The organism is Limnobacter sp. MED105 (genome assembly GCF_000170915.1).
GTDB lineage: Bacteria > Pseudomonadota > Gammaproteobacteria > Burkholderiales > Burkholderiaceae_B > Limnobacter.
Window position 1 is genome coordinate 24,476 of the sequence record NZ_ABCT01000001.1, and the last position, 13,742, is coordinate 38,217.

12 protein-coding genes are annotated in these 13,742 nt (G+C 55.1%); 6 read left to right on the forward strand and 6 right to left on the reverse strand.

Annotated elements, in window-relative coordinates:
• Positions 1–2 precede the first annotated feature (2 nt).
• Positions 3–332, reverse strand: coding sequence for a DUF2834 domain-containing protein (locus LMED105_RS00135; RefSeq protein WP_008246927.1), 330 nt, complete (start codon positions 330–332; stop codon positions 3–5).
• A 71-nt stretch (positions 333–403) separates the two neighbouring features.
• Here LMED105_RS00135 and LMED105_RS00140 point away from each other — a divergent pair, with 71 nt between their 5' ends.
• Together LMED105_RS00140 and LMED105_RS00145 are read left to right on the forward strand one after the other, a co-directional pair.
• Positions 404–1,048 carry an MBL fold metallo-hydrolase gene (locus tag LMED105_RS00140; protein ID WP_008246928.1) on the forward strand — a complete coding sequence of 215 codons (645 nt, stop codon included), beginning with the start codon at positions 404–406 and terminating at the stop codon, positions 1,046–1,048.
• A 9-nt stretch (positions 1,049–1,057) separates the two neighbouring features.
• Positions 1,058–1,669, forward strand: a complete 612-nt coding sequence (locus LMED105_RS00145; RefSeq protein WP_008246930.1) for an L-2-amino-thiazoline-4-carboxylic acid hydrolase — start codon at positions 1,058–1,060, stop codon at positions 1,667–1,669.
• On the opposite strand, the gene LMED105_RS00150 is transcribed toward LMED105_RS00145, so the two are convergent.
• Positions 1,638–2,180, reverse strand: a complete 543-nt coding sequence (locus tag LMED105_RS00150; RefSeq protein WP_040512101.1) for an NUDIX hydrolase — start codon at positions 2,178–2,180, stop codon at positions 1,638–1,640. The genes LMED105_RS00145 and LMED105_RS00150 overlap by 32 nt on opposite strands.
• A 111-nt stretch (positions 2,181–2,291) precedes the next feature.
• Between LMED105_RS00150 and LMED105_RS00155 the strand changes: the two genes are divergently transcribed.
• Positions 2,292–3,512, forward strand: a complete 1,221-nt coding sequence (locus tag LMED105_RS00155) for a cation:proton antiporter (RefSeq protein ID WP_008246933.1) — start codon at positions 2,292–2,294, stop codon at positions 3,510–3,512.
• A 2-nt stretch (positions 3,513–3,514) separates the two neighbouring features.
• On the opposite strand, the gene LMED105_RS00160 is transcribed toward LMED105_RS00155, so the two are convergent.
• From LMED105_RS00160 to zwf, 3 genes are read right to left on the reverse strand one after another with little or no spacing between them, the layout of a single operon-like run.
• Positions 3,515–4,309, reverse strand: coding sequence for an FRG domain-containing protein (locus tag LMED105_RS00160; protein WP_040512103.1), 795 nt, complete (start codon positions 4,307–4,309; stop codon positions 3,515–3,517).
• Between the two features lie 28 nt (positions 4,310–4,337).
• A complete protein-coding gene (ppc, locus tag LMED105_RS00165; protein WP_008246936.1) occupies positions 4,338–7,097 on the reverse strand; it encodes a phosphoenolpyruvate carboxylase in 2,760 nt (919 codons plus the stop codon).
• Positions 7,094–8,560 (reverse strand): glucose-6-phosphate dehydrogenase, encoded by a 1,467-nt coding sequence (gene zwf, locus LMED105_RS00170; protein ID WP_008246938.1) that lies wholly within the window; start codon positions 8,558–8,560, stop codon positions 7,094–7,096. Before zwf ends, ppc begins: the two co-directional genes overlap by 4 nt.
• Before the next feature lie 107 nt (positions 8,561–8,667).
• Here zwf and edd point away from each other — a divergent pair, with 107 nt between their 5' ends.
• From edd to LMED105_RS00185, 3 genes are all read left to right on the forward strand, one after another.
• Positions 8,668–10,461 carry a phosphogluconate dehydratase gene (edd, locus tag LMED105_RS00175; protein ID WP_008246940.1) on the forward strand — a complete coding sequence of 598 codons (1,794 nt, stop codon included), beginning with the start codon at positions 8,668–8,670 and terminating at the stop codon, positions 10,459–10,461.
• A 14-nt stretch (positions 10,462–10,475) separates the two neighbouring features.
• Positions 10,476–11,144, forward strand: coding sequence for a bifunctional 4-hydroxy-2-oxoglutarate aldolase/2-dehydro-3-deoxy-phosphogluconate aldolase (locus LMED105_RS00180; protein WP_198006754.1), 669 nt, complete (start codon positions 10,476–10,478; stop codon positions 11,142–11,144).
• Positions 11,145–11,776: 632 nt separating this feature from the next.
• A complete protein-coding gene (locus tag LMED105_RS00185) occupies positions 11,777–13,063 on the forward strand; it encodes an MFS transporter (protein WP_040511982.1) in 1,287 nt (428 codons plus the stop codon).
• Between the two features lie 390 nt (positions 13,064–13,453).
• Here the strand turns inward: LMED105_RS00185 and LMED105_RS00195 are convergent, their stop codons facing one another.
• Positions 13,454–13,702, reverse strand: a complete 249-nt coding sequence (locus LMED105_RS00195; RefSeq protein WP_040511986.1) for a DUF3567 family protein — start codon at positions 13,700–13,702, stop codon at positions 13,454–13,456.
• Positions 13,703–13,742 lie beyond the last annotated feature (40 nt).

Below are 13,742 nucleotides of genomic sequence, written 5' to 3' on the forward strand. Positions count from 1 at the left end.
CCTCAGCCAATCGCCTTCTCCTGATTCAAGCGAATCAGAAGGTACACAGCAAACCCGGTGGCAACACCGGGCACCACGCCCAGCAGCAAGGCAACCCAGCCATGGCGTATGCCTTTCACCTTCGCCTCGTACATCACCCACACGGCCAACACAGCCCAGGTGAAGAAAATGTCCATGGCATAACCTGACGCATAGGGGTTTACAAACCCACCGGCGAATGCGCCCACAATGTCGGGGTTCTCGATAAACGGCGGAATACATACCAAGGCAAAGGCCACTGCAAAAGCCACAGCCAGCACAATCAGGAATCTGCGATACGCCTGTGTTCCCATAAAATTCGAGCCCCTTTCTTAGTCATCACGATTTCACTACTATATCCCCACCGCATTCAACCACACGCCACATGCTTCGTTACCACACCATTCCCGTTACGCCATTTGCTCAAAATTGTTCAATCGTGTGGTGCAGTGAAACCAACAAGGCCGCAATTATCGACCCCGGCGGCGACCTGGACCAACTCACCAAAGCAATCGCGGACCGCAATCTTGAACTGCAGGCCATTTGGCTGACCCATGCGCACATCGACCATGCCGGTGGCGTGGCCGAGCTGGCGGCGAAATTGAACTTGCCCATCATCGGGCCGCACGAAGGCGACCAGTTCTGGATTGATCGCCTGGCCGACCAAAGTCGCATGTTCAACTTTCCATTGAGTAAACCTTTCACACCCAACCGCTGGCTGGCCGATGGCGACACAGTACAAATTGGCAATTGCACCCTGAATGTGCGCCACTGCCCTGGCCACACGCCGGGCCATGTGGTGTTTCACTCCGAGGAGGCCAAACGTGCATTTGTGGGCGATGTTTTATTCGTGGGCAGCATGGGCCGAACCGACTTTCCCGGTGGCGACCATGAAACCCTGATCGACAGCATCCGCAACCGCTTGTGGCCCATGGGCAACGACACCGTGTTTATTCCAGGCCACGGGCCAGAGGGAAGCTTTGGCCAGGAACGCCGAAGCAACCCGTATGTGCGCGACCTTCAGTTTTAAAGCATCGCCATGAGCCCGTTCAATGCGCTCTTGTTTTACCTTCCAAACCATGCCTTTGCCAGGCAAGCCAAACCTGCAGTGTCTGCCGAACTTTGGCAAACTGCGCAATGCATTCAACAAAGCATTCAACACACACGCCCACCACACACGCTGGGCTTGGGCCTGATCATTCGCTACATGGAATGGGATGTGGCCTTGTACCGCGCAGCGCTTGAACAAGGCATGCCCCCCGCCAAAGCAGGCCTGCTGATTGAAACCATCAACTGGCAAGTGTTTGGTCCACCCATTGAATTGGGGTTCAAATTGTCGCGCTTGCGCAGTGCAAAGGTCCTGGTTCGCGCACGCTGGCTCACCGACCTGATGTTCGCAGTGATGTTCACCAAACCGTTTGCACGAACTGTGCGACGCGACAGTAATGCAGTGGTCTTCGATGTCACCCTTTGCCCGCTGGCCAACTACTTCAAAAGCCAGGGTGTACCGGAACTAACCCGCCATGCAGCATGCAGCCTGGACCACCAAATGGCTGCCCAATGGGGCTTGCAGCTGCAGCGCACGCAAACCATTGCGCAAGAACACCCGCTGTGCGACTTCAGGTTTGTGCCACCCAAAACGCCCCGATAATCGTTTTCACATCACTCACTTCACCTGCCTTGATTTGCCGCATCAACTCGGCAGGTTCAACCAGCACCACGTCCAGAAATTCATTGTGGTCCAGCTGTCTTTCTTTCAGGGTCAAGCCACGCGCCACATACAGTTCAATTTTCTCGGTGGAATAAGAAATGACCGGGTGAATGGTGGTGATGTATTCAAGCGTTTGTGCCACATAACCGGTTTCTTCCAACAATTCTCTATGCGCTGTGGCAGCAGGGTCTTCACCGGGATCAATTTTGCCGGCCGGGAACTCCAGAAACACACGGTGTAAGGGGTAGCGAAATTGCCGCTCCATCACAAAGCGGCCATCGTCCAGAATCGGGATAATGGCCACAGCACCGGGGTGTACCGTGTACTCGCGCACCGACTGTTCGCCATTGGGCAGGCTCACGATGTCTTGGTGCACCTTCATCAAATGCCCGTCAAACACACGTGTGCTGGTGATACAGGTTTCTTCCAGATGCTTTTCAGAATTGGACATACACGCCACTTCAAGTAATTCAAACACCACATTTGAACACATTGAGTTCTCAGCGTTAACCCTAGGCCTGCCGGTGGTAAACTCAATCGCCTTCCTTTTGTAAATTTCCCCATGTCCCTGCTGTCCAGCTTGCTATTGCTCATTGTGGTTGCCCGCTTGTTCGGCCGCCTGTTTGCACGCTACAACCAGCCCGAGCTGATCGGTGAAATTCTGGCCGGGGTATTGCTGGGCCCTGCCATTCTCGGCTTGATTGAACCCAACAAAGCCTTGGCAGGCGTCACTGAATTGGCCGTGTTCCTGATTATTCTGAATGCGGGCCTTGAAATGCGTTTTTCCGACATTGTGGGCGCCATGAAAGGGCGCGGACTCATGCTGGCTGCCATCAGTTTTTTCATTCCGTTCGGTGGCGGTGTGTTGGTGGCGGCAGCTTTCGAGCAAGACATCATGCGCATGATCTTTTTGGGCCTGTGTATTTCAATTACAGCGCTGCCTGTGGCCGTGAAGTTAATGGACAGTCTTGGAATTTTACACACACCCATTGCCAGGTTTTCGCTGGCCACCGCGGTGGTAAACGACGTAGCTGCCCTGTTTATTTTGGGCATTGTGTTGAACTTGCCTGAAACATTGACTCTAGGTGATGCCAGCGCGGCTGTTGGCATTGCCACCCTGAAACTGATTGCCATGGGTATGGTGGTAGTGGGGCTGAACCAATTACTGAACTGGCTTGAAAAACGGAACATCAACGTGCAGGCCTTGCCTGAATCGATGATCAAGGTATTTGGTCCGGAAGCCCTGTTTGGCATCGTCATTGTGTTTGTGCTGGTGTTTGGCACCATCAGCGAGGCCCTTGGCTTTCACTTTGTGATTGGCGCTTTTTTTGGCGCGCTGTTTCTCGACAAAAAACACTTCATCGCCTCGCGCTACAAAGACCTGCAAGGTACGCTGGGGTCGATTACCAACGGGTTTCTGGGCCCAATCTTTTTCGCGTATCTGGGGCTGGAACTACAACTGGTCAGCTTAAGTGAATGGAACTTCCCGCTGGTGGTTATTGTGGTGTCAATTGTCACCAAACTGTTTGCAGGCTGGTTGGGTGGTTTAATGGTGGGCATGGACCACCGGGAATCACTGGGCCTGGGGGCTGTGCTTAACGGCCGTGGCGTGATGGAACTGGTTGTGGCTGGCATTGCCTACCAAAACGGCTTTATCGGCCCCACCATGTTCTCAACCCTGGTATTGATGGGCATAGTCACTACCTTCCTGACACCTATTTTCTTCAAGCAGGTGTACCGGGGCAACAAGCTCGAAGAATATCGCCAGGAAAGCCGTAGCTGATTTCACTCCGCTTTTTTTACCGCCATGGCGTGCCCAGGCCAGGTTATTTCAAGTTCATAGGCAATTGACCGCGACAGTCCGTCCAGGTCTGGGAACAGCGTGGCGTGGGTGATGTTCATTCGGTAAAGCGCCAACATGGCTTCCTTGCGAAGGCTGGCGGGCAGAACAAATTTGCGAATCATCGCAGGGCCCGTCTCATAGTGCTGAATGATTTCGTCGATCGGCTTGTCCAGCACACCGGGCACCACGAAAGTACCCGACTGCGCCACCAATCGCCCGTCCATTCGATCGGGCTCACCCACCCACATGATGTCGTTGGTGTTCGATGCAAAATAACGCTCAAAATTACCCTGAATTCGCGGATCAATCATGTCACGGTGCAGGGTGGCATTGTTGCTGGGTGTGGCCATCCACAAACGGGGCGTGTCCAGCGCAAATACCGCCGAATTTTTAACCGCCCTTTCCAGCGCAAAAAATGCAGCGACGAAAGGCGATTTGGTGAAATCGAGCATGCGCGTAGGCGCACCGTGATGCTGCATCAGTGCAAGGCATCGAACATCGTCATCCAGCACGCTGGCATCGGGCAAATAATTGTGCGCTTTGCGACGGAAAATCCGGAAGGCGCGCTCTTCCCGTGAACGCCAGGTGGCTTTGTCGGGCACATAGTTGTGCAAGTAGCGGGACAAAGAACTTAGCAAAGACCAGTCCGCATCCTGCAAACCCCGAAAAGCCCAACCATCGCACTCAGAAGTCAAGGCAACGAATTCGTTCCAGTTGGTAATTTGTAGGGTGTCCAAAATCAACTCCTCAACTGTATCTGCCGACTCAACCGCTGTTTCTCAAGCCGGTGGCAATGCCGTTGATCGACAAATGCACGCCACGGGCCACGCGTTCATCCAGTTCGCCCTGGCGGTGCCTGCGCAGCAACTCCACCTGCACATGGTTCAGCGGGTCAACATACGGGAAACGCGCTTCAATGGAACGTTTCAGCAAGGGGTTATCGGAAAGCAGTTCTTCCTGCCCGGTCAGCCACAACAATCCCTCCACGGCGCGGGCGTGTTCTGCGGCAATGCGGCCAAATACTTTCTCGCGCAATTCAGCATCTTCCACCATGGCTGCGTAACGCGATGCAATGGCCATGTCGGCCTTGGCCAGCACCATGTTCAATGTAGACAGCATGGTGTTGAAGAATGGCCATTGTTTGGCCATGGCTTGCAGGTCAAGCAATTCCGCTTCAGTCAAACTGCTGCGCAACGTAGCCACCGCTATGCCAAAACCATACCAGCCTGGCAGCATGACACGGCTTTGCGCCCAACTGAACACCCATGGAATGGCACGTAAATCTTCAATGGTCCAATTGGCTTTGCGTGAAGCAGGGCGGCTGCCAATGTTCAAACTGGCAATCTCGGATATCACCGTAGACTGTTTGAAGTACTCCAGAAAACCATCGGTGTTGTACACCAAATCACGATAGGCATTGAAGGCATGGTTCGACAACTTCGCCATCAGTTCCAGGTACTTGCTTGGCACTTCACGGGTCAGTTCGGTGTGCTCGGAAACCATCAGGTTTGCAGACACCAACACCTCCAGGTTGCGCCTGCCCAGCGATTCAATGCCGTACTTGGCGGCGATCACTTCGCCTTGTTCGGTCAGGCGAATTCGGCCGTCGACCGCACCCGGTGGCTGACCCAAAATGGCGTGGTAACTGGAACCGCCACCACGACCCACAGAACCACCCCGGCCGTGGAACAGGCGAATTTTAATACCGTGTTTTGCAAACACATCCACCAAACCAATTTCGGCCTGGTACAGGCTCCAACCGGAAGTGACAAAACCACCGTCCTTGTTGCTGTCTGAGTAGCCCAGCATCACCTCCTGCACATGCCCGCGAGAGGCCACCAAAGCTCGGTACTCGGCAATGTCAAACAGTGTCGCCATGATTGCAGGGGCAGCCTGCAGGTCTTCAATGGTTTCAAACAGCGGCACAATGTTCACCGCCAATTCACCTGTGGCCACATTGAGTAAATGGGCTTCTTTCAACAACACCGCCAGCTCAAGCAAATCACTTACCGACGCTGTTTTGGAAATAATGCAGTTTTGAATGGCCGACACACCCAGCACCTGATGCGCCAATTTGGCTTTTCTGAAAATTGCCATTTCAGAATGCGTGCGTTCGCTGTACTGCAAAGAATCGCTGAACAACAAACGGGGGGTGCGCAACTCGGCACACAACAAAGCCACGCGCTCAGCCTCGCTGCTGGCCAAATAATCGGTTTTCCCCAAGGTGGATTGCTTAAGCAGGTCGGCCACCACCGCTTCGAACACATCGCTGTTCTGACGCAAATCGAGCGCCATCAGCGAGAAACCAAATACCTTCACTTTGCGGGCCAACAGAGCCAGTCGCCCTTCGGCAATCCGCTGCATGCCGTTCTCGCTCAGTGCGCTGAACAGGGTATTCAAATCGGACAGCAAACCGGCAGGGCTTGAATAGGCCTGGGCCGTGCACTCACCTTGGACTGCTTGTTGCAAAGTGGCTTGAAGCCGGTTGCGGATCGCCACGCAGGCACGGCGCAAGGTTTCGTCCATGCGGTGGGCTGAGTCTTCGCCCGATGTATTGGCCAAATCCGTTAATGGCGGGTTGGGCTTCAAGAAATAATCTGTAACGCTAAATTCGCGTATCAGGCAATTCACCTCGGCCAGGTAATGCTCCAGCACTTTACTGCTTTGAATTTTCAAAGTCGTGTCCAGCACCTGCGCAGTCACAAACGGGTTGCCATCGCGGTCGCCACCAATCCACGAGCCCACGGTCAGCACCTTGCCCAGCGGGTCTTCGTTCACCGGCAAAAAGTTATCGGTACTGGGCAAGCTCAACAGGCTTTGCAACTTGCGGTACACCTGCGGCACCTGGGCAAAAAAAGTGGAATCGAAATAGGCCAGTGCGTTATTCACCTCGTCTATGACACTCAACTTGTTTCGGCGCAGCAGGCGGGTTTGAAACAGGCGCTGTACAGCTGCTTTCAGCTCATCACGCCAGGCATTGGCCTCCTCAAGCGTCAATTGAATTTCATCGCGGTGGCGAATCAACGCAATGATGCTTTGCTGTGCATCCAGCACACTCTTGCGCTGTACCTCGGTGGGGTGCGCAGTCAACACCGGCACCGATTCGGTTTTCTTCAAACGCGCAAGCACAGCGTCGCGATTCACGCCGACACGGCTCAACTCGGCAATCGTGTAATCCAGGCTGGCCTCACGCGCGGGCATTCCGGCCAACTCATGCTGGCGGTTGCGGCGAATCAAATGGCAGTCCTCGGCAATGTTGCTCAACATTGAGAAAATCGAGAATGAGCGAATCAGCGAAATGGTTTCATCTTGAGTCAAGGCCTCAAGTCGCGCTTCCAGTTTGGTGCGCGCTGCATTGTCATCAAACCGGCGGTACTGCACCGACAACTGGCGCACTTCTTCAATGGCCGCAAACACGGGCAAGCCCTGTTGCTCGGCAATTATTTCGCCCAACAAGGCGCCCAGCAGGCGAATGTCGTCGCGCAGTTGAGAGTCTTTTTCTTCATCGTTTAATTGCTTGTTCACAATCCATCCTCTGACCAAATTGCACCGGCCCGCATCGCCATGGCAGTGGCCGCTGAGGGGCCATACGTGCCGCTGGTGTAAGGCACAGGTTCCATGCTGTGGCTTTTCAAGTCATTCAAAATGCGGTCGACAAATTGCCACTGTGTTTGTACCTCATCCCGGCGCAAAAACAAGCCCAAGCGACCACGCAAAATATCGGTGATCAAACGCTCGTAAGCATCGCGCACAGGAATGCGCCAGGTGTTGAAAAAATCAAGGTCCAGTGACACCGGCTTCAAGCGTTCACGTTCACCCGGCGTTTTTGCGAGCAACTTCAGTTCAAGTTTGTCCTCGGGTTGCAGGTGAATCACCAACTGGTTACCCACCCACTGGCCACCCACGGGTTCGAACAAAGGCTTGGGCACATCGCGAAACTGAATCACGATTTCCGCGAAGCGGCGCGGCATCCGTTTGCCGGTTCGCACTAAAAACGGCACGCCTGCCCAGCGCCAGGTTTGCACTTCGGTGCGAAACGACACATAGGTTTCGGTGGTGGAATTTGCAGCCACTCCTTTCTCGTCGCGGTACTTGGGCACAGGCTGGCCTTTCACATAGCCCTCGCCATACTGGCCCACCACAATTTCCGGAATTCCGGTGACCTGCGGCACTTTCAGTGATCGCAACACCTTCAGCTTTTCATCGCGCAGGGAATTTGCTTCCAGGCTGACTGGTGGTTCCATGGCCACCGTGGCCAGCAACTGCAGCATGTGGCTTTGAACCATGTCGCGCAGCGCACCGGCATGTTCGTAAAAACCGGCGCGGTCTTCCACACCCAGGTCTTCAGCCACGGTAATTTGTACATGGGCCACATGTTCGCGGGTCAACAATGGTTCGAAAATCCGATTGCCCAAACGCAGTGCCAACAAATTCTGTACCGCCTGTTTGCCCAGGTAATGATCGATTCGATAAACCTGTGATTCATCCAGTTTGGCGGCCACGGCTTCTTCAATCAGTGCTGATTCTTTGGCATTGAAACCCAAGGGTTTTTCTAGAACCAAGCGAAGCCTGGACGGATCCCGCACGGTAGGAATGCAATTGATCAAATCAATGAATCGCGAAGAAGGCAGGGCAGCGTAATGCACCACAGGTTCGGGGCTGCCGGTCACTGCATTGGCCATGGCTCTGCACGATTCGGGCGTGCCCAGCACCACTTGCAAGGTGTGCAGATACGGCAGCAAAGCCGGAATCGATTCCCGTGCTGCTTCATCGCCCGCAGCTTTCAGAAACGAATCGACTTGAGCCAAAGCCTCTTCAGGGCTCAGGGCTTCGCGTTGTGCAAAAATGATTCTGGATTCCGCAGAAAAGTATCCCGATTTTGCCAAGTGTCCCAGTGCGGGAATAATTTTACGCTTGGCCAAATCGCCGCCTGCCCCATGCAACACAAAGGTGAAAGCGCCAACGGGCAAGGGGGAATTGTCGGTCATTTTAGGTTCCAGATCAGTTGATCAAGTTAGTTACATTAATTGCTAGTTTTTTGTAATTATGTTACAAACACTGCACATTCACAAGTTATCTTCTCGAGGTTTGCGCCATGGCAACTACTTTGAACCCCACATTGCAGGCGCTTCGCGAACGCATTGAACAACGTTCCAAAGCCACGCGCGCAGCCTACTTGAATAGCCTGCCACATGGCCCACAAAACCGCACTGCTGTGGGTTGTGCCAACCTGGCCCACACCACCGCAATTTACCCAAGCAGTACCAAGCGTGTTATCTCATTACACAAGTCACCGCACTTGGGCATTGTGACTGCATACAATGACATGTTGTCGGCCCATCAGCCATTTGCGGTTTACCCTGAATTAATTTCACAACACGCGCGCGCACTGGGTGCCACCACCCAAGTGGCAGGCGGTACACCGGCCATGTGCGATGGTGTAACCCAAGGTCGGGAAGGCATGGAACTGTCGCTTTTTTCACGCGATGTCATTGCACTTTCCGCCTGTGTCGGTCTTTCACACGATGTATTCGACGGCGCTATTTTGCTGGGCGTTTGCGACAAAATTGCACCTGGTTTGTTGATTGGCGCGTTGGGCTTTGGCCACCTGCCCTTTGTATTTATCCCCGCCGGGCCCATGGAAACAGGTCTGTCCAATTCCGAGAAAGCCAAAACCCGACAATTGGCCGCGCAAGGCAAGGCCACGCGCGAAGACCTGCTGCAGTCCGAGGAAAAGGCTTACCACAGCCCGGGTACCTGCACGTTTTACGGCACGGCCAATTCCAATCAGCTGATGCTCGATTTCATGGGCTTGCAGTTTCCGGGCGGCGCGTTCGAACTACCCAGCAGCCCACAGCGCAAGGCGCTGATCGGTGAAAGCGTGCGCGCGCTTGAAAGCGCCACGCGCAACCCTGCCTTGAAGTTGGGCACACTGGTTGATTCCCGCTGCCTGATGAACGCACTGGTCGGCCTGATGGCCTCGGGTGGTTCAACCAACCACACCATTCACTGGGTGAGCGTGGCCCGCGCGGCAGGCTATTTGATCGACTGGACCGACCTTGAAACCATTTCCAGCGTCACCCCCCTGCTTACCCGCGTGTACCCCAACGGCACCGAAGATGTCAATGCATTTCAGGCTGCAGGCGGCACTGCCGGCTTGCTGGCCACACTGATTGACGGCGGCTTTGTAGACGGTGAAGCCCCCACCGTGTGGGGCACCACCATGGCCAACACGCTCGCTGAAGTGCTGCCCACGGCAGAAACCTTTTCAACACGCACACCCGGCGCATCGCGCAACCTTGATGTGCTGCGCCCCTACACCAACCCCTTCCAGCCCGACGGCGGCATTCGCCTGATGAAAGGTAACCTGGGTCGCGGTGTATGCAAGGTATCGGCTGTGAAACAGGAACACCGATTTGTAGAGGCGCCTTGCCGCGTGTTCACCGACCAACACCAAGTGATTGATGCGTTCAACAACGGCGAACTGACCGAGGCCGTGGTGGTTGTACTGGCCCACCAAGGCCCGCGTGCCAACGGCATGCCCGAGCTGCACAAGCTCACGCCCATTCTTGGTATTCTGCAAGACCAAGGCCTGCCCGTTGCCTTGGTGACCGATGGCCGAATGAGCGGCGCTTCTGGCAAGGTGTTGTCGGCCATTCATGTGTGCCCGGAAGCCAAAGCCGACGGCCCTATTTCACGACTTCGCGATGGCGATGTGGTACGGGTGGATGCGAATGAAGGCGTGCTGCACACCACGGCCGATTTGAGCCTGCGCGAACCCATGCCCACACCCGCGCAAGCAGTCAGCCACGGCCGCGGATATTTCCAGGTGTGGAGAAACACAGTGAGCAGTGCCGAGGAAGGCGCAAGCAACCTGTTCCCCCAATGAAACAAGGACAAGCCATGAACACGCAACCCTCCCCCGACACTCGAGCCGAACGCACCCGCAACTGGTTACAACAAGGTGTTTTGCCGGTGGTGGTGATTCCCAATGTAAAACAGGGTTTGGAAATCGCCGAAGGCTTGTGTGCGGGCGGTATTACACAAATTGAAATTACGCTGCGCACCCCCGAGGCGCTGCAAGCCTTGGGTGAAATAGCCAAACGCTTTCCCGACATGAATGTGTCTGCCGGCACGGTGCTGACACCAGCGCAGTTTGATCGAGCCGCTGACCTGGGGGCAACGCTGTTCATTTCGCCTGGCCTAACGGAAGTGCTGGCCGAGCATGCCTTGAACAAGGGATATGCCTGGGTGCCGGGTGTGGCCACTGCATCGGAAATGATGCGTGGGCTTGAACTGGGGTTTGAATTGCTGAAATTTTTCCCGGCCATGGCGGCTGGTGGCCCCAAAGCCCTTGCTGGCATTACAGCGCCATTGGCCGCGGCACGCGTTGTGCCCACAGGTGGCGTAACACTTGAAAACCTGCCGCAGTGGCGTGAAATCAAGGCCGTGCAAGCGGTGGGCGGCACATGGCTGACTGCGGGGCTGGACGGGGTGGCCAATGTAGCCAAGGTGGTTGAGCAGCGCGCGGCGCTGGCCATGGCGGCGTGGAACAACACGGTGCTGGTTTAATCGGCTTGGGTTCAGCTCTCTCGCAGCTTTCTTAATCGCCCAATTGGCTTGGGTTCCGATCTCTCGCCAGAAAACCTGATTGTCCCTTTTTGAGATTCACCCTGACTCACCTCGCTCGGCAAAAGAGCGGGCCGAGTCTCGGTGCCGGCCTGCGGCCGACCGTGGCGGATGAATTCAAACGGGCAGGTTTTCTTGAAGGCGAGGCGATCGAAACACCGCCGCCGATTGGGCGATGAAATCAGCCGTGAGTCGCGTTGTAGTGGAGAAACGCTGCTCGGGAGACCTAGGAACCGAACTAGCAGATGTGCGCACTCTGCGGGTTTGAGCCAACTCGGCAGTGGGATTGCTTGTTCAGCACTTAAAGAAAACCGCCCCGTTTGAACCAAGGCTTCAATGCTCGCCAAATGGCGACACCCAAGACCCGACCATCTGTTTTGTCGGGCTTGGGTGAATTGAATGCCTTGCTTCAAAAAGGGACTAAGCGGTTTTCTGTGCGGAATCGAGCAACCCCGACGAGGTGGTGACAACTTGGCAACCACGACGAGTTGAGCAAAGAACCCCTCGGGTTACACCCAAGTGGCACAAGCGCGCCCACATGCGACACTGCTTGAAGTCACCACAAGAACAAAACCATGTCACCCAATCACCTTTCCCCGCCGCCCCTGCGGATGTCGTTCATTATCTGGGGCCTGGCTGCTGCTTTTTACCTGTTCGGTTTTTTCCAGCGCGTTACACCCGGCGTACTTACCGAAGAACTTAGCACCACATTTGACCTCAGCCGCGCAGCGCTGGGGAACCTGTCTGCGTTTTACTTCTACTTTTACGCCGCCATGCAAATACCCGTCGGCCTGCTGGTCGATCGAATCGGTCCCCGCAAAATTTTGACTGCGGGCTGCATACTCGGCGGTGTTGGCGCGCTGATGTTCGGCTTTGCGCCCACTCTGGGTTGGGCCGCAGTGGGTCGTGGCCTGGTCGGTGGTTCAGTTGCAGTGGCTTGGGTTTCCATGCTGATGTTGGTGGCCCAGTGGTTTTCGCCAGCGCGTTTTGCCAGCATGTCGGGCGTTAGCCTGGCCGTGGGCACCATGGGTGCGGTACTGGCCGGCGTGCCCTTGCGTGCGCTTTCTGATTTGTTTGGCTGGCGCATGGTGATGGGTGCCAGCGGAATTATTGCGGTGGTTCTGGGCTTACTCATCTGGATTTACGTACGCGACATGCCCTCACAACGCGGCTACAAAAACCACGTCGCCAAACGCCCCGCGCATGAAGTCACCTTGCCTTTGCTCACCGCCTTGGGCCACACACTTCGCTTTCCCGCCGTGTGGTTGATTTTCTGGATTCCCAGTGGCGTGTGCGGCGCCATTCTTACGTTCACCGGCCTGTGGGGCGTGCCCTACCTGACCACCTGGCATGGGCTCAGCGTGAAAGAGGCCTCACTGATCATCACCGGCATGCTGATCGCGTTTGCCGCCGGTAGCCTGTTTTTTGGAGCACTTTCCGACAAACTCAAACAACGCAAGTTGCCCTATTTTTTGGGTGCAATTTTTTCCATCAGCGGCTTCATTGTTCTGGGTATTCAACCTGAACTTCCGATTGCACTTGTTTCCGTTTTACTTTGGGCCACGGCCTTTGGTGGTGGCTCCATGGTGCTGAGCTTCGGTTACGTCAAAGAGTCCGTACCGCACCATTTGGGCGCAACCGCAGTGGGTATTGTGAACCTGGGTGTGATGGTCGGCCCACTGGTGCAGCAACCCGTGCTGGGTGCAATTCTTGACCACTATGCGGCTGCAGAAAACATCACCGGCGCCTACTCAAAAGCCGGCATGACCGTGTGCATGCTGGTGCTGGCGGTGTGGGTAGGCACATCAATTGTCAGTTTGATGTTGAGCCGCGAAACTCACGCAAAGCCCAGATTCGCGTGATCATCCCAGCCACCTCGACAGCGGATTTGCCTGTTTCGCACATTCAAGAGAACCGCCCCGTGTGAATTGATTCGCAGCGTTCGGCTGCAAGCCGACACCGAGACTCGGCCATGTCTTTTGCCGAGCTCGGTGAGCAAGAATTAATTCAAAAAGGGAAACAGCGGTTTTCTGTGCGGAATCAGGCAATCCCGTCGAGGTGGTGTTGCTTCGGCAATCCCGTTGAGGTGGTGTTGCTTCGGCAATCCCGTTGAGGGGGCGTAGCTTCGGCAATCCCGTTGAGGGGGCGTAGCTTCGGCAATCCCATCGAGGTGGCGATACTTCAGAAACAAGGGGGCTTTGAAAACCAAGCCGAGCGCAAATGTCTCGGCCATGGATTTTTCAACTCAAGATTTAATGCAACGTAACCGGGTGTTGCATCCAGGGTTTGTAGCTTTCGATAAAAGCTTCAATGTCGTCGATATCGGGTTCTTGGGCGGCAAGGTATTTCACCTCTTCGCGGAATTTTTCAGCCGCATCGCCCTGCAAAAACAGCTCGCGCTGATTGTTCTTGTCCACGATTTCAATGCCAAGGCTGGGTTGCCCCTCGCTCATGACCAAATCCACCACGCAGTAAAAGGGGCTATCAATCATCATTAACATCGCAAACCTCCGAATAATACTTTCAGGTTGAATATGGTGA